The sequence below is a fragment of the Pseudomonas sp. Leaf434 genome (assembly GCF_001425545.1).
GTDB lineage: Bacteria > Pseudomonadota > Gammaproteobacteria > Pseudomonadales > Pseudomonadaceae > Aquipseudomonas > Aquipseudomonas siliginis.
This window is the reverse complement of the sequence record NZ_LMQZ01000001.1, coordinates 935,893-955,454: the sequence shown is the minus strand read 5'-3', so window position 1 is coordinate 955,454 and position 19,562 is coordinate 935,893. Positions and strand designations below refer to the sequence as shown.

Sequence of the window (19,562 nt, the reverse complement as noted above, 5' to 3'; positions counted from 1 at the left end):
GCGAAACACGCCGACTTGCGATACCGAGTCGAATGCAGGTTTTGAACACCRCAMAAATCGGCTCCCTCTCCCTCGGGAGAGGGCTGGGGTGAGGGGCGAATCCACCGAAAATCTCAAGCCATGCGACGCTTCTAACCACTCAACAATGAGCGCAAGCTCGAGTGCTTTTGATCTTGGGAGAGGGCTGGGGTGAGGGGCGAATCCACCGAAAATCTCAAGCCATGCGACGCTTCTAACCACTCAACAATGAGCGCAAGCTCGAGTGCTTTTGATCTTGATCCACGGGCGACGTCGGAAGGCTGAGTGGAGGGATTGATCCGGGCGTGGGAGCGCAGCGACCGTCTAGCGCAGCCAGACACAGCGGAAGGAGGTGCAGCGAAGCAAACCGGAGCCGCTGCGCCCGGATCGATCCCGCAGCGAAGGGACCCGAGCCTGCGAGGGCCGAACGCAGGAGCAAGCCTTTTGGGTTACCTTTTTGGCGTTTGAAAAAGGTNCTGCGCCCGGATCGATCCCGCAGCGAAGGGACCCGAGCCTGCGAGGGCCGAACGCAGGAGCAAGCCTTTTGGGTTACCTTTTTGGCGTTTGAAAAAGGTGACTCGCCGTAAGGGCGAAACCCTAAGCAGCCGTTACCGCAGCAACGGATATACACACCAAACCAACCAATAACCGCCCACAAAAAAAAACGCCCCAATCTCTCAACCAGGGCGTTTTCTTGAAGCTTGAAGCTTGCAGCTTACAACTGATCTCTTAGTGCGAAACCGCCCCACTCGCCCCCAACCCGGTCTGCGAACGCACAAACTGCGGGAAGAACAGCGCCCGCTCGTTATCCGCAGCCGCCGACTTGTCGGTAATCGAGAAGAACCAGATCCCGATGAACGCAATCATCATCGAGAACAGCGCCGGATATTCGTAAGGGAAGATCGCCTTCTCGTGATGCAGAATCTGCACCCAGATGGTTGGGCCGAGGATCATCAGACCAACAGCACTGACCAGACCCAGCCAGCCACCAATCATCGCGCCGCGAGTGGTCAGCTTCTTCCAGTACATCGAAAGCAGCAGCACAGGGAAGTTGCAGCTCGCCGCGATGGAGAACGCCAGGCCGACCATGAACGCAATATTCTGGCTTTCGAACAGAATGCCCAGACCAATCGCCAGCACCGCCAGGGCGATGGTGGTGATCTTCGACACGCGAATCTCATCTTTCTCGTTGGCCTTGCCCTTCTTGATCACACTGGCGTACAGGTCGTGAGAAACCGCCGAAGCACCCGCCAGCGTCAGACCGGCTACCACAGCCAGAATGGTTGCGAACGCCACTGCCGAGATGAAGCCAAGGAAGATGCTGCCGCCCACCGCGTTGGCCAGGTGCACCGCCGCCATGTTGTTGCCGCCGAGCAAGGCGCCCGCTGCATCTTTAAAGGCCGGGTTGGTGCTGACGAGCAGGATCGCGCCGAAGCCGATGATGAAAGTCAGGATGTAGAAGTAGCCAATGAAACCGGTAGCGTACAGCACGCTCTTGCGCGCTTCTTTTGCGTCACTCACGGTGAAGAAGCGCATCAGAATGTGCGGCAGGCCAGCGGTGCCGAACATCAGCGCCAGACCCAGCGAGAATGCCGAGATCGGATCCTTCACCAGACCGCCGGGGCTCATGATCGCTTCGCCCTTGGCGTGAACCTTGATCGCTTCGGAGAACAGCGTGTTGAAGTCGAAGCCCACGTGCTTCATCACCATCAGCGCCATGAACGAGGCACCGGACAGCAGCAGCACTGCCTTGATGATCTGCACCCAAGTGGTCGCGAGCATGCCGCCGAACAGCACGTACATGCACATCAGCACGCCGACCAGGATCACCGCAACGTGGTAATCGAGGCCGAACAGCAGCTGGATCAGCTTGCCGGCACCGACCATTTGCGCGATCAGGTAGAACGCCACCACCACCAGCGAGCCGCAGGCGGACAGGGTGCGAATCTGGGTTTGCCCGAGGCGGTACGACGCCACGTCGGCAAAGGTGTATTTACCCAGGTTGCGCAGGCGTTCGGCGATCAGGAACAGAATGATCGGCCAGCCCACCAGGAAGCCGATCGAGTAGATCAGGCCGTCATAGCCGGAGGTGAACACCAGCGCGGAAATCCCCAGGAAAGACGCCGCCGACATGTAGTCGCCGGCAATCGCCAGGCCGTTCTGGAAACCGGTGATCTTGCCGCCCGCCGCATAGTAGTCGGCGGCCGAGTTGTTTTTCTTTGAAGCCCAGTAGGTGATGTACAACGTCGCGCCGACGAAGGCCACGAACATCAGGATCGCCGGGATGTTCAGCGGCTGTTTGGCCACCTCCCCCGTCAATGCGTCAGCCGCCCAGACACTCGGCGCGAAAGCCGCAACACTCAATAAAGCCAGTAGACGCCGGATCATTGCTGAGCCTCCTTGAGAATCGCATTGTTCAGGTCGTCGAACTCGCCATTGGCGCGGCGCACGTAGATGCCGGTCAGGACGAAGGCTGAAATGATCAGACCGACACCGATCGGGATGCCCCAGGTGATCGAGGATTCAGGACTGAGTTTCGCCCCGAGCACGTGCGGCCCGTATGCGATCAGCAGGATGAATGCGGAGTAGAGCCCAAGCATGATTGCCGAGAGAATCCAGGCGAATCGTTCCCGTTTCTGAACCAGCTCCTTGAATCGGGGACTGTTCTGAATCGAGAGGTAAATGCTGTCGTTCATTGTTTTTATCCTCGCAGCACAAATTATTGTTGGAACGTAGCTAATGTATGCGGCTGCGAGAGAGGTTCCAGACGACCTTAGTAGTAGATGGCCATGATGTTTTAGCCATTTTCCGGTACACAGAAAAAAAATGTGGGAGCGAGCCTGCTCGCGAAGGCGTCGTATCAGTCGATATTGCATCAACTGACAGATTGCATTCGCGAGCAGGCTCGCTCCCACAGGGGTGTGGCGGTGTTTAAATTATTTGGTCCAGTCAGCTACACGATCCGGGTGTTTGGCCACCCAGTCCTTGGCCGCTGCATCAGGCTTGGCACCGTCCTGAATCGCCAGCATGACCTCGCCGATTTCGTCTTTCGAGGCCCACTGGAAGTTTTTCAGGAACTTGGCCACTTCCGGCGCCTTGGCGTCCAGGCCTTTGCTGCCGATGCTGTTCACGGTTTCAGCCTGGCCATACACGCCTTTCGGGTCGTCGAGGAAGCGCAGTTTCCACTTGGCGAACATCCAGTGCGGCACCCAACCGGTGACGGCGATGGATTCGTTCTTCTTCTCGGCGCGGGTCAGCTCGGCAATCATGCCGGCGCCGGAACTGGCCTTGAGGCTGTATTTGTCCAGGCCGTAATCCTTGATCGCCTGATCGGTCTTGAGCATTACGCCTGAACCGGCGTCGATGCCAACAATGCGGTTTTTGAAGGTATCGTCGGTTTTCAGGTCTTCGATCGATTTGGCTTTGACGTACTCCGGCACGATCAGGCCGATCTTCGCGTCCTTGAAGTTCGGGCCGTAATCGACGACCTGATCCTTGTTTTTCGTCCAATAGTCACCGTGGGTCACGGGTAGCCAGGCCGAGAGCATCGCATCGAGTTTGCCGGTGGCCACGCCCTGCCACATGATCCCGGTGGCGACGGCTTGCAGCTTCACGTCATAACCGAGCTTCTGTTTGATCACTTCGGCCGCCACGTGGGTGGTCGCGACGCTGTCGGACCAGCCGTCAACGTAACCGATGTTCAGGGTCTGTTTTTCAGCGTTGGCGAAAGTGGAACTCATCGCAAGCACCAAAGCGGCACCTGCGCCTAAAAGTCGTCGCATCTTCATCGTTTACTTCCCCGAAATGCTGCGCCCGACGGATGCCGGGCATCGTCAACGTATTGTTATGGTGCACAGCGCCCCCATCACGCCGGACCTCACACACCGAACATCAGCCGATTTTTCAAAAAGGGTACTGATGGTTTGATCATCAACCTCAAGCGGCCGGCGACCTGCTCTGTCAGCGACCTCAAGGCAGCGAGAAACGACATCAGAAAGCCATTAATCAAGCGAGATTAATTGACGCCAGACAATCCGCCCGAACTTTGCATGGACAACGCCTGCAAGCCACCAGCCCTTCTATAAATGCAGGTAACATGCGTCGCTTTGCAGCCACTCGGCCTGACCATGTCCGCAACGTACCGATTTCCTTTTCTGCCTTATCTGTTCGCCTGCCTGCTCGGGCTGTTGGCCCTTAGCGGTTTCTGGTATGGCCTCGGCCAACCGGTGATCCTGCCGGACGCCGCGACGCCGACGCACAAGTTGCAATGCGCCTCCTACACACCGTTCGACAAAGACCAATCGCCGTTCGACGTGCCGTTCAAATTGCGCCCCGAGCGGATGGATGCCGACCTCGCGCTGCTGGCGACGCGCTTTGAATGCATCCGCACCTACTCGATGACCGGCCTCGACGCCCTGCCCGATCTGGCGCGCAAACACGGTCTGAAGTTGATGATCGGCGCCTGGGTCAATAGCAACCCCGTCGATACCGAGCAGGAAGTCGACCTGCTGATCAAATCGGCCAATGCCAACCCCGACGTGGTCACCGCCGTAATCGTCGGCAACGAAGCGCTGCTGCGCAAAGAGGTCACTGGCGCGCAACTGGCCCGGCTGATCAACAAGGTAAAAAGCCAGGTCAAGCAACCGGTGACTTACGCCGATGTTTGGGAATTCTGGCTCAAGCACCCGGAAGTCGCGCCGGCTGTGGATTTTCTGACCATCCACTTGCTGCCGTACTGGGAAGACGATCCGTCGAATATCGACGTGGCGCTGCGGCATGTGGCGGATGTGCGTCAGGTGTTCGGCAACAAGTTCGCGCCCAAGGACGTGATGATCGGCGAAACCGGTTGGCCCAGCGAAGGCCGCCAGCGCGAAACCGCCGTGCCGAGCCGGGTCAACGAGGCGAAATTCATTCGTGGATTCGTGGCGATGGCCGAGCAGGAGGGCTGGCGCTACAACCTGATCGAAGCCTTTGATCAACCGTGGAAGCGCGGCAGTGAAGGCGCGGTCGGCGGCTACTGGGGGCTGTTCGATGCGGATCGACAGGACAAGGGCGTGCTCACCGGACCGGTGAGCAATGTGCCGTACTGGAAAGAATGGCTGGCAGTCGGTGCTCTGATTTTCCTCGGCACGCTGATCCTTGGTGGATGCGTGCGCACCACTCGTTCGGCGTTGCTGCTACCGCTGCTGGGCGCTGTCGCTGCTTGCTCGATTGGCGCTTGGGGCGATCTGGCTCGATTGACCACACGATTTGCCGGTGAATGGCTGTGGGTCGGCTTGCTGACCGGGTTGAATCTGTTGGTGCTCGCGCATGCCGCGCTGACGTTGAGCGCACGCAGCGGTTGGCGCGCGCGAGCATTCGATTTGCTCGAGCGTCGCGCCGGCTGGCTGGTCGCGGTGGCCGGTTTTGCCGCGGCGGTGATGATGCTGGAAATGGTCTTCGACCCGCGCTATCGCAGTTTCGCCAGCATGGCGTTCGTCCTGCCGGCGCTGGTGTACCTGTGCCGCCCGGTGAGCGTGCCGCGTCGGGAGGTTGCTCTGCTGACCTTTATCGTCGGCGCGGGGATTGCACCGCAGTTGTATCAGGAAGGGATGCTGAATCAGCAGGCGTGGGGCTGGGCGCTGGTCAGTGGATTGATGGTGGTGGCGTTGTGGCGCTGTCTGCGGGTTCGCAAGGCCTGATTTCAGCGCTTTCGAAATCGCCATCGCTGGCAAGCCAGCTCCCACAGGATTTCTGCTGCACACAAATGTTGTGTTCACCTCAATCCCTGTGGGAGCGGGCTTGCCCGCGATGACTGACTGTCAGGCGCTGCGGGACTCGCGGACCAGGCGCAACCCGGCAATCACCACCGCAAATACCGCTAATGTGGTGTTGTACAACGCCAGCGCCGGCAGGCCGAACACCAGCGCCAGCACCCCCAGCCACCACCCTGTCCGTCCCGGCAATACAAACGCCAATACCGCCGCGCCCACCGCCGCCCAGCCCAACACCTTGAAATGAATCATCAACCCCAGGTTCGAACGCACAAGGCATTCCCAACGGCCGGCCTCGTCGACACAGATGCCCACCCACTGCCCGTCTTCCATGAAGCCATAGCGCGCGGCATAACTGCCGGCCAGCCACAGCGGCAACAAAACGAGCAGCACAATAACGGGCAAGCGGCGGGACATGGAGCACTCCAATCTGCGGAAATCGGCGGCCAGCTTAATCTGCCGACCGGCATTCGCAAGCACTAACAACTGTTAACTGTTCAGCGAGCCCTTGCAACGTGTATCGTCCAGCTACTATTACCCCGAATTCCGCCTGTTTGGTGCCGCAGCATGGCACTTTGGCGCACGGCCGGTGGTCATAGCCTGCGAACTTCAATCGGCACCTTCCTCTAAGGGATCTAGTCATGCTCCGTTCCTTGCGCTTCGCCGCGCTGTTCAGCGGCCTTATCTTGAGTGCGTCCGCGCTGGCGGTGGATATCGACGCCGCCAGCTATGGCTACCCGCTGACCAACCCGTTCGAGGCGACGATCGCCACGACACCACCGGACCTGCGTCCGGAGCTGCCGCTGGACGACGACATCAATCAAACGGACCGCAGCCTCACCCTGCGCCCGGAGCGTGAATTCCAACTGCCGGACAATTTCTGGGCAGTGAAGAAACTCACTTACCGCATCGCCACGCAGGACAAACCGGCGCCGCTTATCTTCCTGATCGCCGGTACCGGCGCGCGCTTTGACAGCACGCTCAACGAATACCTGAAAAAGCTGTATTACAAGGCCGGCTACCATGTCGTGCAGTTGTCGTCGCCGACCAGCTTCGACTTCATCAGCGCCGCCTCGCGTTTCGCCACCCCGGGCGTGACCAAGGAAGATGCCGAAGACATGTATCGGGTGATGCAGGCCGTGCGGGCGCAGAACCCGAAGCTGCCGGTCACCGAGTATTACCTGACCGGCTACAGCCTCGGCGCCCTTGATGCCGCGTTCGTCGCGCATCTGGACGAAACGCGCCGTAGCTTCAACTTCAAAAAAGTCCTGCTGCTGAACCCGCCGGTCAACCTATACACCTCGGTGACCAACCTCGACAAGCTGGTGCAGACCGAGGTCAAGGGCATCAACAACAGCACCACGTTCTATGAACTGGTACTGACCAAGCTGACCCGTTACTTCCAGCAGAAAGGCTACATCGATCTCAACGATGCGCTGCTGTACGACTTCCAGCAGTCCAAGCAGCACCTGACCAACGAACAGATGGCCATGCTCATCGGCACGTCGTTCCGCTTTTCGGCAGCCGACATTGCCTACACCTCGGACCTGGTCAACCGTCGCGGCCTGATCACCCCGCCGAAATTCCCGATCACCGAAGGCACCAGCCTCACGCCGTTCCTCAAGCGTGCGCTGCAATGCGATTTCGACTGCTACATCACCGAGCAGGTTATTCCGATGTGGCGCGCACGCACCGACGGCGGCAGCCTGCTGCAACTGATCGATCAGGTCAGCCTGTATGCGCTCAAGGACTACCTGCACGACAGCCCGAAAATCGCCGTCATGCACAACGCCGACGACGTCATCCTCGGCCCTGGCGACCTGGGCTTCCTGCGGAAAACCTTCGGTGATCGCCTGACCGTTTATCCACTGGGCGGCCACTGCGGCAACCTTAACTACCGCGTCAACAGCGACGCCATGCTGGAGTTCTTCCGTGGCTAAATATCTCCTGCTGATTGCAGCGTTCCTCTGTGCAGGCGTGGCCCAGGCCGACAACAGTAAAGCCGATGCACCGGTGGTGGTCGACAGCGACGGCTTCAAGCAGCCGCTGACCAAACTCAAGTTCAACCCGGGCCTGGATCAGCGCGAATTCGAACGCTCCACGCTCAATGCGCTGAACGTCTATGACCCACTGGAATCGTGGAACCGCCGGGTCTATCACTTCAACTACCGCTTCGACCAGTGGGTGTTCCTGCCGGTAGTCGATGGCTATCGCTACATCACCCCAAGCTTCCTGCGTACCGGGGTGAGCAACTTCTTCAACAACATTGGTGACGTGCCGAACCTGGTCAACAGCCTGTTGCAGTTCAAGGGCCAGCGCTCGATGGAAACCACCGCGCGCCTGCTGCTCAACACCACGATCGGCATCGCCGGCCTGTGGGATCCGGCAACCGCCATGGGCCTGCCGCGCCAGAACGAGGACTTCGGGCAGACTCTGGGCTTCTATGGCGTACCGGGCGGCGCCTACTTCGTACTGCCGATCTTCGGCCCGTCGAACATCCGCGACACCGCAGGTCTGGCCGTGGATTACACCGCCGACACCGCGATCAACTTCCTCAACGTCGCGGAAGTCAGCTCCAACCACCCGGAAGTCTGGGCCTTGCGTGCGATCGACAAGCGCTACCAGACCAGCTTCCGCTATGGTCAGATGAACTCGCCGTTCGAGTACGAGAAAGTGCGGTACGTGTACACCGAAGCGCGCAAGTTGCAGATCGCCGAGTAAATCGGCTGGCGCAAAACACTGTGGGAGCGAGCCTGCTCGCGAACGCGGAGTTTCAGTCAACATCGATATTGACTGAACTACCGCATTCGCGAGCAGGCTCGCTCCCACATTTGTTATGTGTTGCTGATTAACCCTTCAGCGCTTTCCAGATCTTGCCTACGACCGAAACCACCGCCAACACCGCTGCGCCAGCAATAATCCCCGCAACACCATTGAGCAGCATCGGCACGGCGAACCCGGCGCTGCCCGCTGCCGCGCCGATGCCTTCAATCCAGTGATGCAGCACCGGCACGCCATGAGTCAGGATGCCACCGCCGACCAGGAACATCGCCGCCGTGCCGACCACCGACAGGGTTTTCATCATGTACGGCGCGGCACTGAGAATGCCGCCGCCGATCTTTTTCGCCATCTGCCCGGGTTTCTGCGTCAGCCACAGCCCCAGATCGTCGAGCTTGACGATGCCCGCCACCAAACCGTAAACGCCCACGGTCATGACAATGGCGATGCCGGACATGACGACCACTTGCTGAGTCAGCGAGGCATCTGCCACGGTGCCGAGGGTGATGGCGATGATTTCTGCCGAGAGAATGAAGTCGGTGCGGATCGCGCCTTTGATCTTGTCCTTTTCGTACGCCACCAGATCGGTCGCCGGATCGGCCACTGCTTCGGTCAACTGTGCGTGTTCTGCCTCGTCTTCCTCTTTGCTGTGCAGAAACTTGTGCGCGAGTTTTTCAAAACCCTCGAAACACAGGTACGCGCCGCCGACCATCAACAGCGGCGTCACCAGCCAAGGCACAAAGGCGCTGATTGCCAGCGCCGACGGCACGAGGATCAGTTTGTTGACGAACGAGCCCTTGGCCACCGCCCAGACCACGGGAATTTCCCGCTCGGCGCGCACGCCCGATACCTGCTGGGCATTGAGCGCCAGATCATCACCGAGCACCCCGGCGGTCTTCTTCGCGGCCATCTTGGTCATCAACGCAACGTCATCCAGAACGGTGGCGATGTCATCGATCAGCACCAGCAAACTGCTTCCTGCCATGAATCCTGTTTCCTTCTGTGTATGAATGTTGCCAAGCATAACGCGACCGCCGGCCACAGGCTGCATTGTTGAGCGCCGCTCAAGGCCGGTGCTACCATGCGCCACCGCCAGAACAGGCAAGGAACCACCGGGTTTATGAGCACAATCCGCGAGCGTAACAAAGAACTGATCCTGCGCGCCGCCAGCGAAGAGTTTGCCGACAAGGGCTTCGCGGCGACCAAAACCAGCGACATCGCCGCCAAGGCGGGATTGCCCAAGCCCAACGTCTACTACTACTTCAAATCCAAGGAAAACCTCTATCGCGAGGTGCTGGAAAGCATCATCGAGCCGATTCTGCAGGCCTCGACCCCGTTCAACCCGGACGGCGTACCGAGCGAAGTGCTGAGCGGCTACATCCGCTCGAAGATCCGCATCTCCCGCGACCTGCCCTACGCCTCCAAGGTGTTCGCCAGCGAAATCATGCACGGCGCCCCACACCTGAGCGCTGATCTTGTCGAGCAGCTCAACGCCCAGGCCAAACACAACATCGCCTGCATCCAGAGCTGGATCGACCGCGGCCAGATCGCCCCGATCGATCCCAACCACCTGATGTTCAGCATCTGGGCCGCGACCCAGACCTACGCCGACTTCGACTGGCAGATTTCCGCGGTGACCGGGAAAGACAAGCTTGATGAAGCCGATTATGAAGCGGCGGCGCAGACGATTATCCGGTTGGTGTTGAAGGGGTGTGAGCCGGATCGGTGAGATCGGGGGAACCGCTTCGCGAGCAGGCTCGCTCCCACAGGGGTTGTGGTGTCCAGACATTTTGTGTCCAACCCAGATCCACTGTGGGAGCGAGCCTGCTCGCGAATAGCTGCACCGCAGACCTCAACTCATAACCAGATCGAATCCCACAACGGATAGTCGCCAAGGCTTTTGACCAGCCCTGCCCGCAATGGGTTGGCAATGACATACCGAGCCATCTTCACCAGATTCTCCTCTTTACGCAGTGCCCGGTCATGGAAGCCAGGTTGCCAAAGGCTGGACTTTCTACCGGTCGAAAGCTTTACCGCTTTGGTGCTGAGGGATTTGGTTCGCTGCATCAATTCGCCGAGCGAGCCACTCTTCAATTCAATCAGCCAGTGAAAATGATCTGGCATTACGACCCAAGCCAGAGAATTGGCCAATCCCGTTTCCTCAGCTGCCCGAAATTGGCTTACAAGCAATCTGCCCAGGAAGAAATCGCTGAATACGGGTTCTCTCCCGGCGGTATTGGCGGTCAGAAGGTAAATGCGGTTGTGTTCTGAATAGCGTCCGATGCGCAAGCGATGTGAAGCAGATAAACCCGGCATTCCGTTGCCTTCTCATATGTTGATCATGAGAAGGCTAGCCGTGGAGATGGCAAAGGGAGCGTCAGACTTTTAGCAAGATGTGTAGCGCAGATCGTATTCGCGAGCAGGCTCGCTCCCACAGTGGGCTTCAGGTGTTCAGACATTTTGTGTCCAACCCTGATCCCATGGGGGAGCGAGCCTGCTCGCGAAAGCGGTTATTCAGACACTGACATTCAACCAACCACCCCGCCATCCGCCCTCAAATCCAGCGCTTCCACCGCTCTGATCGCCACCTGCTCGTCGACATCCGACAAATCCCCACTGATCCCGATCGCGCCCAGCACCTCACCGGCCTGGTTGCGAATCAACACGCCACCCGGGGCCGGCACTACGCTGCCCTGCCCCATGCTGTTCAACGAAGAAAAAAACGCCGGGCGTTGTTGGGCGTCCTGGGCGAGCAGGCGTGAGCCCTTACCGAGAGCGATGGCGCCCCAGGCTTTGCCGATGGCGATGTCGGGGCGCAGCAGGCTGGCGCCGTCTTCGCGTTGCAGGGCGACCAGATGGCCGCCGGTGTCGAGTACCGCGATGGTCAGCGGTGCGGCGTTGATGCCGCGTCCTGCGTTGATGGCTTCGCTGACCAGGTTGACCGCGACTTTCAAGGTTAAAGCGCTCATGGTGCCGTCCTCATTTTGTTATAGGGAAAGTCGTGGGACTGCGCGTTTGTGCCGCAGTCCGATGCCACAAATAGAACACAATGAGTTATTTTTTTGTATACAATAATTCTCGAAAAGCGCCACATGCGACGAAAAGCCACAGCACAGCGGACTTCCGACGAATGAAACAGGCGCTTGAGAAAATGGATTGACCTGCGCCGTCCGCCGTGAATACACTTTGCGCAAAGCCACTTGTATACAATTACAAAACGTAAAGAGGCACAAAACCATGAGCAAAATGAGAGCAATCGAAGCCGCCGTTCTGGTGATGCGCCGTGAAGGGGTTGATACCGCTTTTGGCATCCCGGGCGCAGCGATCAACCCGCTGTACTCCGCCTTGCAGAAGGTCGGTGGCATCGATCACGTCCTTGCTCGCCACGTTGAAGGCGCCTCGCACATGGCCGAGGGCTACACCCGCACCAAGGCCGGCAATATCGGCGTGTGCATCGGCACGTCCGGCCCGGCCGGCACCGATATGGTCACCGGGCTCTACAGCGCCTCGGCTGACTCGATTCCAATCCTCTGCATTACCGGTCAGGCACCCCGCGCCCGTATGCACAAGGAAGACTTCCAGGCTGTCGACATCACCAGCATCGTCAAGCCAGTGACCAAGTGGGCGACCACCGTTCTCGAACCGGGCCAGGTGCCTTATGCGTTTCAGAAAGCCTTCTATGAAATGCGCTCCGGCCGTCCAGGCCCGGTGCTGATCGACCTGCCGTTCGACGTGCAGATGGCCGAGATCGAATTCGACATCGACGCTTACCAGCCGCTGCCATTGGCCAAGCCGACTGCGACCCGCGTTCAGGTTGAAAAAGCTTTGGCTTTGCTGGATCAGGCTGAGCGCCCACTGCTGGTGGCCGGCGGCGGCATCATCAACGCCGACGCCAGCGATCTGCTGGTTGAATTCGCTGAGCTGACCGGCATCCCGGTGATCCCGACCCTGATGGGCTGGGGTACCATCCCTGACGATCACCCGCTGATGGTCGGCATGGTTGGTCTGCAGACTTCGCACCGTTACGGCAACGCGACGATGCTGAAATCCGACGTAGTGCTGGGCATCGGCAACCGCTGGGCCAACCGTCACACTGGTTCGGTGGATGTCTACACCGAAGGCCGCAAGTTCATTCACGTCGACATCGAAGGCACGCAGATCGGCCGCGTGTTCACCCCGGATCTGGGCATCGTTTCCGACGCCGCTGCCGCGCTGACCGTGTTCATCGAAGTGGCCCGTGAATGGCAAGCCGCCGGCAAGCTGAAAAACCGCAGTGCCTGGCTGCAGGATTGCCAGCAGCGCAAGGCCAGCTTGCATCGCAAGACCCACTTCGACAACGTGCCGGTCAAGCCGCAGCGCGTTTACGAAGAAATGAACCAGGTGTTCGGCAAGGACACCTGCTACGTCAGCACCATTGGTCTGTCGCAGATTGCCGGCGCGCAGTTCCTGCACGTCTACAAGCCGCGTCACTGGATCAACTGTGGCCAGGCCGGCCCGTTGGGCTGGACCATTCCGGCGGCGCTGGGCGTGGTCAAGGCCGATCCGAGCCGGAAAGTCGTGGCCCTGTCGGGGGACTATGATTTCCAGTTCATGATCGAAGAACTGGCGGTCGGCGCTCAGTTCAAACTGCCGTACATCCACGTCGTGGTGAACAACTCGTACCTGGGCCTGATCCGTCAGGCCCAGCGCGGGTTCGAAATGGACTACTGCGTGCAGCTGTCCTTCGATAACCTGAATGCGCCGGAACTCAACGGTTACGGGGTTGACCACATCGCAGTCGCCGAAGGCCTCGGCTGCAAGGCACTGCGTGTGTTCGAACCGTCGGAAATCGCCCCTGCCCTGCGCAAGGCCGAACAGATGATCGAAGAGTTCAAGGTGCCGGTGATCGTCGAGATCATTCTGGAGCGTGTGACCAACATCTCCATGGGTACCGAGATCAACGCGGTCAACGAGTTCGAAGACCTGGCACTGGTCGGCAACGATGCGCCGACGGCGATTTCGTTGCTCGATTGATTGCTTTTAGCCCCCTCTCTCTCTGGGAGAGGGCTGGGGTGAGGGAAAGGTTTTGCGGTGTTCGCACAATCGGGATCAGACTCAGGATTCCCCCTCACCCTAACCCTCTCCCCCAGGAGAGGGGACTTGACCGCGCTCAGTCTGACCTACCGTGCCTCATCAGTTTTTAGGAGACCACCATGCCGCGTTTCGCAGCCAACCTGTCCATGCTGTTCACCGAACAGGATTTCCTTGCCCGATTCGACGCCGCCGCCAAGGCCGGTTTCAGTGGCGTGGAATACCTGTTCCCGTACGACTTCAGCTCGGCTGAAATCAAGGCAAAACTCGAGGCCAACGGGCTGACCCAAGTGCTGTTCAACCTGCCGGCCGGTGACTGGGCCAAGGGCGAGCGTGGCATCGCCTGCCTGCCGGATCGGGTCGAAGAGTTCCGCGCCGGGGTCGATCTGGCGATCGCCTACGCACAAGTGCTGGGCAACACCCAGGTCAACTGCTTGGCCGGCATCCGCCCGCAAGGCGTTGACGATGCCACCGTGGAAAAGACCTTCGTCGCCAACCTCAAATACGCCGCCGACAAGCTGCAAGCGGTGGGCATCAAACTGGTGATGGAAGCGATCAACACCCGCGACATTCCCGGCTTCTACCTGAACAACACGGCGCAGGCCCTGTCGATTCGCGAGCAGGTCGGCAGCGCCAATCTGTTCCTGCAATACGACATCTATCACATGCAAATCATGGAAGGCGATCTGGCCCGCACCCTGCAATCGCACCTGGGCGAGATCAACCACGTGCAACTCGCGGACAACCCGGGGCGCAACGAGCCGGGCACTGGTGAGATCAACTACCGCTTCCTGTTCGAACACCTTGATCGCATCGGTTATCAGGGTTGGGTTGGTTGCGAATACAAACCGCTGACCACCACCGAAGCGGGCCTGGGTTGGTTGAAATCACACAACGCAATCTAAGAAACACAGCAAATCCCCTGTGGGAGCGAGCCTGCTCGCGAATGCGGTGGTTCAGTCAACACGGATATTGAATGTTCCACCGCATTCGCGAGCAGGCTCGCTCCCACATGAAAAGCAGCTCCCCTATTTGCTTGAGCACGAAAAAAACAAGAGGATTTTCTCATGGCTAAAATCGGATTCATCGGCACCGGCATCATGGGCCACCCAATGGCGGCGAACCTGCAGAAAGCCGGTCACAGCCTGTTCCTGTCGCAACACCACGACGCGGCCCCGGCCGATCTGGTCGCCGCTGGCGCCGTCGCCCTGGCCAATCCGCGCGAAGTGGCGCAGGAAGCCGAATTCATCATCGTCATGGTTCCGGATACCCCGCAGGTCGATGACGTGCTGTTCCGCGCCGACGGTGTTGCCGCCGGTATCGGCAAGGGCAAAGTCGTGATCGACATGAGCTCGATTTCGCCGACCGCCACCAAAGCCTTCGCCGCCAAAATCAACGAGAAAGGCGCGCAGTACCTCGACGCTCCGGTTTCCGGCGGTGAAGTCGGCGCCAAGGCCGCGACCCTGAGCATCATGGTCGGTGGCGACGCCGATGCCTTCGAACGCGCCCTGCCGCTGTTCCAGGCCATGGGCAAGAACATCACCTTGGTCGGCGGCAATGGCGACGGCCAGACCGCCAAAGTGGCGAACCAGATCATCGTCGCGCTGAACATCCAGGCCGTAGCCGAAGCCCTGCTGTTCGCCTCGAAAAACGGTGCCGATCCAGCCAAGGTGCGTGAAGCGCTGATGGGCGGTTTCGCTTCTTCGAAGATTCTCGAAGTGCACGGCGAGCGCATGATCAAAGGCACCTTCGACCCGGGCTTCCGCATCAGCCTGCACCAGAAGGACCTGAACCTGGCCCTGCAAGGCGCCAAGGAACTGAACATCAACCTGCCGAACACCGCCAATGCCCAGCAGGTATTCAGCACCTGCGCGGCCATCGGTGGCAGCAACTGGGACCACTCGGCGCTGATCAAGGGCCTTGAGCACATGGCCAATTTCTCGATTCGCGACAAAAAATAAAGTCTGCACAAAACCCTGTGGGAGCGAGCCTGCTCGCGAAAGCGGCTTCACATTCAACATCCATGTTGGCTGACATACCGCGTTCGCGAGCAGGCTCGCTCCCACAAGGGTTCCGAGTTGCCCTTTCGAATAACAAGAATTCCGGGAGCCCGCCATGTCGGTCGATCCGCAACAACTGCTGCGCGAGCTGTTTGCCACAGCCATCGACGCGGCCCATCCGAACCAAGTCCTCGAAGCCCATTTGCCTGCCGATCGCACGGGTCGGGTTATCGTCATCGGTGCCGGCAAAGCCGCTGCCGCCATGGCGCAAGTGGTCGAGCGCTGCTGGGAGGGTGAAGTCACCGGTCTGGTGGTGACCCGCTACGGTCACGGCGCCCCGTGCGAAAAAATCGAAGTGGTCGAAGCCGCGCACCCGGTGCCGGACGCCGCCGGTCTGGCCGTGGCCAAACGTGTGCTGGAACTGGTCAGCAACCTGACTGAAGACGACCGCGTGATCTTCCTGCTCTCCGGCGGCGGCTCTGCCTTGCTCGCCCTGCCGGCCGAAGGCATCACCCTCGCTGACAAGCAGTCGATCAACAAAGCCCTGCTCAAATCCGGTGCGACCATCGGCGAGATGAACTGCGTGCGCAAGCACCTCTCGGCGATCAAGGGCGGCCGCCTCGGCAAGGCCTGCTGGCCGGCGACGGTTTACACCTACGCGATTTCCGATGTGCCGGGCGACCTCGCCACCGTCATTGCGTCCGGCCCGACCGTGGCCGACCCGAGCACTTCGGCCGAAGCACTGGCGATCATCAAGCGCTACGGCATCGACATTCCCGCCTCCGTGCGCACCTGGCTGCAAAGTCCGGAATCGGAAACCGTCAAACCCGGCGACCCGTCCCTGGCGCGCAGCCACTTCCAGTTGATCGCCCGCCCGCAGCAATCGCTGGACGCGGCGGCGGTGAAGTGCCGTCAGGCCGGTTTCAGCACCTTGATTCTCGGCGATCTCGAAGGCGAATCCCGCGAAGTGGCGAAAGTCCACGCCGGCATCGCCCGGCAGATCATCCACCACGGCCAGCCCTTGGCAGCGCCGTGCGTGATTCTCTCCGGCGGTGAAACCACGGTGACCGTGCGCGGCAATGGCCGTGGCGGACGCAATGCCGAATTCCTCCTCAGCCTGACCGACAGCCTCAAGGGCCAGCCCGGCGTCTACGCGCTGGCCGGCGACACCGATGGCATCGACGGCTCGGAAGACAACGCCGGCGCGATCATGACCCCGGACAGCTACGCCCGCGCAGCCGCCCTCGGTCTGAGCGCCAGCGACGAGCTGGATAACAACAACGGCTACGGCTACTTCCAGGCACTCGATGCACTGATCGTCACCGAGCCGACCCGCACTAACGTCAACGACTTCCGCGCCATTCTGATCCTTGAGAACTGCAAATCATGACGCCTGATAAAAAGGTCAAAATCCTCGCCACCCTCGGCCCTGCCGTCGATGGTATCGACGACATCCGCGAGCTGGTCGAGGCCGGGGTCAACATCTTCCGCCTGAATTTCAGCCATGGCGATCACGCCGACCACGCCAAGCGCTATCAATGGATCCGCGAAGTCGAGCGTCAGCTCAACTACCCGCTGGGCATTCTCATGGATCTGCAGGGGCCGAAACTGCGTGTCGGCAAATTCGCTGATGGCAAAGTGCAGTTGCATCGCGGTCAGGCGTTCCGCTTGGATCTCGATGCGACACCGGGCGATGAGCGCCGGGTCAACCTGCCGCATCCGGAAATCATTGCCGCGCTGGAAGCGGGCATGGACCTGCTGCTCGACGACGGCAAGCTGCGTCTGCGCGTGGTCACAAAGTACAACGATGCGATCGACACCAGCGTGCTCAACGGCGGCGAACTGTCCGATCGCAAAGGCGTGAATGTGCCGCAAGCGGTGCTCGACCTCAGCCCGCTGACCGCCAAGGATCGCCGCGATCTGAGCTTCGGCCTGGAACTGGGTGTGGACTGGGTCGCGCTGTCGTTCGTACAGCGCCCGCAGGACATTGTCGAAGCCCGCGCATTGATCGGCGACAAGGCGTTTCTGATGGCGAAAATCGAGAAGCCTTCGGCGGTCGAGCAATTGCGTGAGATTGCTGAGTTGAGCGACGCGATCATGGTCGCGCGCGGCGATCTTGGTGTGGAAGTGCCGGCGGAGAGCGTGCCGCAGATTCAGAAAAACATCATCACCACCTGCCGCGCGCTGGGCAAACCGGTGGTGGTGGCGACGCAGATGCTCGAGTCAATGCGCTTCTCCCCTGCCCCAACCCGTGCCGAGGTGACTGACGTCGCCAACGCCGTAGCCGAAGGCGCCGATGCGGTGATGCTCTCGGCGGAGACCGCGTCCGGCGAATACCCGCTGGAAGCCGTGCAGATGATGAGCAAGATCATCCGTCAAGTTGAGAACGGCCCGGATTATCAGACCCAGCTTGACGTCAGCCGACCGAAAGCCGAGGCGACGGTTTCCGATGCGATCAGCTGTGCGATCCGCCGGATCAGCAACGTGCTGCCGGTGGCGGTGCTGGTCAATTACAGCGAGTCCGGCGCCTCGACGTTGCGCGCATCCCGGGAACGGCCGAAAGCACCGATCCTCAATCTGACGCCGAACCTGCAAACGGCTCGGCGCTTGAGCGTGGCGTGGGGCATTCATTCGGTGGTCAACGATCGCCTGCGTCAGGTCGACGAAGTCTGCTCGACCGCACTGGAGATTGCTCAGGCGCAAGGCATGGCCGAGCGTGGCGACACGCTGCTGATCACCGCCGGCGTGCCGTTCGGGCAGCCGGGATCGACCAATTCGCTGCGCATCGAGACGTTGATTTAACCCCCCATAAAAGTGGGTGCATAAACTTGTGGCGAGGGGATTTATCCCCGTTGGGCTGCGAAGCGGCCCCCCATCGGAGAATGCGGTTTCTCTGTGGAAACCGTCACACCCTCAAAAGCGACGACTGCTGCGCAGCCGAACGGGGCGGTGCGACGTTTCGCTAAATCCCCTCGCCACAGTGACTTGCAAGACCTTTTGATGTTCCAACTGCCCAGATTTTCTCAACATGCCTGCCAATCACTTCAACACCCACTGCCCCGACTGGGCCGAGGCTTTGCTCAACGGTTTCAGTCAGATTTTCTTCCAGCGCCATCCGCTGTGCGGCCTGCTGTGTCTGTTGGCGATCCTGCTGACCGCGCCGGTGCTGTTCGCCGGGGCGCTGCTCGGTGGCGTTGCCGGTCTGCTCACCGCGCAGCGGCGCAACTACGCCAAGGCCGATCGCCAGGCCGGGTTGTTCAGCTACAACGGCGTGCTGCTCGGCCTGCTGCTGAGCCTGTATTTCCCTTGGTCGCCACTGCTGCCGCCGTTGATTCTTGCAGCCGGTGGCTTGAGCGCGATGCTTACTCAGCAATGGCTCAAACACGTGTACCGCAGTCGCGCCATACCGGCGTATACCTCGCCGTTCGTGGCGCTCAGTTGGGTGCTGCTGATGTTCGCCGAGCCGTCCGCGCCGGCGGCATCGGTCGACCCGAACACGACAAATCTGCTGGCCGCTGAACTGCGCGGATTCGGCCAGGTGATGTTTCTCGACCATCCATTGGCCGGGGCGTTGATCGCCAGCGGTTTGCTGCTCGCCGATCGCCGCGCTTTCTGCTGGGCGCTGCTGGCGTCGGCGATCGGCCTGGGCTCGAGTCTGCTGCACCACGACACGTCCGCCGCACTGCTCGGCCTCGGTGGCTACAACGCCGTACTCGCCGCCCTCGCCTTCAGCGCGCAACGGCAACATCCGTGGCTGCCGCTGCTGGCAATTGTCCTGGCGCTGCTGGTGACGCCGCTGTTTGCTGCCCTTGGATTGGCGACGCTGACCGCGCCGTTCATCCTCGCCTGCTGGTTGATCCGGGCTGGCATTCAAATGCTTGGCAAAGCTTCGCTCGCGCATGAGTCTTGCGCTCACGAGGAGAATCACCCTAGGCTGCGCTGA

Annotated in this window: 17 protein-coding genes; 10 read left to right on the top strand and 7 right to left on the bottom strand. The window is 60.2% G+C overall.

The genetic code is table 11. The features are described 5' to 3' along the window. Positions 1-747: 747 nt before the first annotated feature. The 3 genes from ASG55_RS04265 to ASG55_RS04255 all read right to left on the bottom strand — a co-directional run bounded on the left by ASG55_RS04265 (position 748) and on the right by ASG55_RS04255 (position 3,806). A complete protein-coding gene (locus ASG55_RS04265; RefSeq protein ID WP_016771015.1) occupies positions 748-2,406 on the bottom strand; it encodes a cation acetate symporter in 1,659 nt (552 codons plus the stop codon). After that, positions 2,403-2,714, bottom strand: coding sequence for a DUF485 domain-containing protein (locus ASG55_RS04260; protein WP_016771016.1), 312 nt, complete (start codon positions 2,712-2,714; stop codon positions 2,403-2,405). The genes ASG55_RS04265 and ASG55_RS04260 overlap by 4 nt, the downstream gene beginning before the upstream one ends. A 240-nt stretch (positions 2,715-2,954) precedes the next feature. Beyond that, the gene (locus tag ASG55_RS04255) at positions 2,955-3,806 is read right to left on the bottom strand and encodes a glycine betaine ABC transporter substrate-binding protein (protein ID WP_056783890.1); all 852 of its coding nucleotides are present in this window, start codon (positions 3,804-3,806) and stop codon (positions 2,955-2,957) included. A gap of 297 nt (positions 3,807-4,103) precedes the next feature. Between ASG55_RS04255 and ASG55_RS04250 the strand changes: the two genes are divergently transcribed. After that, positions 4,104-5,699, top strand: coding sequence for a glycoside hydrolase family 17 protein (locus ASG55_RS04250; protein ID WP_056783888.1), 1,596 nt, complete (start codon positions 4,104-4,106; stop codon positions 5,697-5,699). Between the two features lie 120 nt (positions 5,700-5,819). Here ASG55_RS04250 and ASG55_RS04245 read toward each other — a convergent pair whose 3' ends face one another. Then, positions 5,820-6,188, bottom strand: a complete 369-nt coding sequence (locus ASG55_RS04245; RefSeq protein ID WP_056783885.1) for a hypothetical protein — start codon at positions 6,186-6,188, stop codon at positions 5,820-5,822. A gap of 224 nt (positions 6,189-6,412) precedes the next feature. Here ASG55_RS04245 and ASG55_RS04240 point away from each other — a divergent pair, with 224 nt between their 5' ends. After that, positions 6,413-7,711: a serine protein kinase PrkA gene (locus ASG55_RS04240; RefSeq protein WP_024012145.1), complete on the top strand. Its 1,299-nt coding sequence runs from the start codon at positions 6,413-6,415 to the stop codon at positions 7,709-7,711. Next, positions 7,704-8,492, top strand: coding sequence for an MlaA family lipoprotein (locus tag ASG55_RS04235; protein ID WP_056783881.1), 789 nt, complete (start codon positions 7,704-7,706; stop codon positions 8,490-8,492). The genes ASG55_RS04240 and ASG55_RS04235 overlap by 8 nt, the downstream gene beginning before the upstream one ends. 127 nt (positions 8,493-8,619) lie before the next feature. Here ASG55_RS04235 and ASG55_RS04230 read toward each other — a convergent pair whose 3' ends face one another. Beyond that, positions 8,620-9,534 (bottom strand): DUF808 domain-containing protein, encoded by a 915-nt coding sequence (locus ASG55_RS04230; protein ID WP_056783879.1) that lies wholly within the window; start codon positions 9,532-9,534, stop codon positions 8,620-8,622. Positions 9,535-9,669: 135 nt separating this feature from the next. Between ASG55_RS04230 and ASG55_RS04225 the strand changes: the two genes are divergently transcribed. Then, the gene (locus tag ASG55_RS04225) at positions 9,670-10,278 is read left to right on the top strand and encodes a TetR/AcrR family transcriptional regulator (protein WP_041479604.1); all 609 of its coding nucleotides are present in this window, start codon (positions 9,670-9,672) and stop codon (positions 10,276-10,278) included. A gap of 128 nt (positions 10,279-10,406) precedes the next feature. Here the strand turns inward: ASG55_RS04225 and ASG55_RS04220 are convergent, their stop codons facing one another. Next, complete coding sequence (locus tag ASG55_RS04220) at positions 10,407-10,865, bottom strand: REP-associated tyrosine transposase (protein WP_056783876.1); 459 nt, start codon at positions 10,863-10,865, stop codon at positions 10,407-10,409. 212 nt (positions 10,866-11,077) lie between these two features. Next, a complete protein-coding gene (locus tag ASG55_RS04215; RefSeq protein WP_056783875.1) occupies positions 11,078-11,518 on the bottom strand; it encodes a GlcG/HbpS family heme-binding protein in 441 nt (146 codons plus the stop codon). A 268-nt stretch (positions 11,519-11,786) separates the two neighbouring features. On the opposite strand from ASG55_RS04215, the gene gcl reads away from it, so the two are divergent. From gcl to ASG55_RS04185, 6 genes are all read left to right on the top strand, one after another. After that, entirely contained in the window at positions 11,787-13,562 is a 1,776-nt protein-coding gene (gene gcl / locus ASG55_RS04210) for a glyoxylate carboligase (protein WP_041479607.1), read from the top strand. Between the two features lie 179 nt (positions 13,563-13,741). After that, positions 13,742-14,524 (top strand): hydroxypyruvate isomerase, encoded by a 783-nt coding sequence (hyi, locus tag ASG55_RS04205; RefSeq protein WP_056783872.1) that lies wholly within the window; start codon positions 13,742-13,744, stop codon positions 14,522-14,524. A 162-nt stretch (positions 14,525-14,686) separates the two neighbouring features. After that, the gene (locus tag ASG55_RS04200) at positions 14,687-15,580 is read left to right on the top strand and encodes a 2-hydroxy-3-oxopropionate reductase (RefSeq protein ID WP_056783869.1); all 894 of its coding nucleotides are present in this window, start codon (positions 14,687-14,689) and stop codon (positions 15,578-15,580) included. 154 nt (positions 15,581-15,734) lie between these two features. Next, the gene (locus ASG55_RS04195) at positions 15,735-17,009 is read left to right on the top strand and encodes a glycerate kinase type-2 family protein (protein WP_056783868.1); all 1,275 of its coding nucleotides are present in this window, start codon (positions 15,735-15,737) and stop codon (positions 17,007-17,009) included. Beyond that, positions 17,006-18,421, top strand: a complete 1,416-nt coding sequence (pyk, locus tag ASG55_RS04190) for a pyruvate kinase (protein ID WP_056783865.1) — start codon at positions 17,006-17,008, stop codon at positions 18,419-18,421. Before ASG55_RS04195 ends, pyk begins: the two co-directional genes overlap by 4 nt. 226 nt (positions 18,422-18,647) lie before the next feature. Then, positions 18,648-19,562, top strand: a complete 915-nt coding sequence (locus ASG55_RS04185; RefSeq protein WP_056783864.1) for an urea transporter — start codon at positions 18,648-18,650, stop codon at positions 19,560-19,562.

What these genes read in the sequence shown, in the direction of transcription:
- ASG55_RS04265 (WP_016771015.1), bottom strand. Translation starts at nt 2,406, where the DNA reads ATGATCCGGCGTCTACTGGCTTTATTGAGTGTTGCGGCTTTCGCGCCG.
- ASG55_RS04260 (WP_016771016.1), bottom strand. Translation starts at nt 2,714, where the DNA reads ATGAACGACAGCATTTACCTCTCGATTCAGAACAGTCCCCGATTCAAG.
- ASG55_RS04255 (WP_056783890.1), bottom strand. Translation starts at nt 3,806, where the DNA reads ATGAAGATGCGACGACTTTTAGGCGCAGGTGCCGCTTTGGTGCTTGCG.
- ASG55_RS04250 (WP_056783888.1), top strand. Translation starts at nt 4,104, where the DNA reads ATGCAGGTAACATGCGTCGCTTTGCAGCCACTCGGCCTGACCATGTCC.
- ASG55_RS04245 (WP_056783885.1), bottom strand. Translation starts at nt 6,188, where the DNA reads ATGTCCCGCCGCTTGCCCGTTATTGTGCTGCTCGTTTTGTTGCCGCTG.
- ASG55_RS04240 (WP_024012145.1), top strand. Translation starts at nt 6,413, where the DNA reads ATGCTCCGTTCCTTGCGCTTCGCCGCGCTGTTCAGCGGCCTTATCTTG.
- ASG55_RS04230 (WP_056783879.1), bottom strand. Translation starts at nt 9,534, where the DNA reads ATGGCAGGAAGCAGTTTGCTGGTGCTGATCGATGACATCGCCACCGTT.
- ASG55_RS04225 (WP_041479604.1), top strand. Translation starts at nt 9,670, where the DNA reads ATGAGCACAATCCGCGAGCGTAACAAAGAACTGATCCTGCGCGCCGCC.
- ASG55_RS04220 (WP_056783876.1), bottom strand. Translation starts at nt 10,865, where the DNA reads ATGCCGGGTTTATCTGCTTCACATCGCTTGCGCATCGGACGCTATTCA.
- ASG55_RS04215 (WP_056783875.1), bottom strand. Translation starts at nt 11,518, where the DNA reads ATGAGCGCTTTAACCTTGAAAGTCGCGGTCAACCTGGTCAGCGAAGCC.
- gcl (WP_041479607.1), top strand. Translation starts at nt 11,787, where the DNA reads ATGAGCAAAATGAGAGCAATCGAAGCCGCCGTTCTGGTGATGCGCCGT.
- hyi (WP_056783872.1), top strand. Translation starts at nt 13,742, where the DNA reads ATGCCGCGTTTCGCAGCCAACCTGTCCATGCTGTTCACCGAACAGGAT.
- ASG55_RS04200 (WP_056783869.1), top strand. Translation starts at nt 14,687, where the DNA reads ATGGCTAAAATCGGATTCATCGGCACCGGCATCATGGGCCACCCAATG.
- ASG55_RS04195 (WP_056783868.1), top strand. Translation starts at nt 15,735, where the DNA reads ATGTCGGTCGATCCGCAACAACTGCTGCGCGAGCTGTTTGCCACAGCC.
- pyk (WP_056783865.1), top strand. Translation starts at nt 17,006, where the DNA reads ATGACGCCTGATAAAAAGGTCAAAATCCTCGCCACCCTCGGCCCTGCC.
- ASG55_RS04185 (WP_056783864.1), top strand. Translation starts at nt 18,648, where the DNA reads ATGCCTGCCAATCACTTCAACACCCACTGCCCCGACTGGGCCGAGGCT.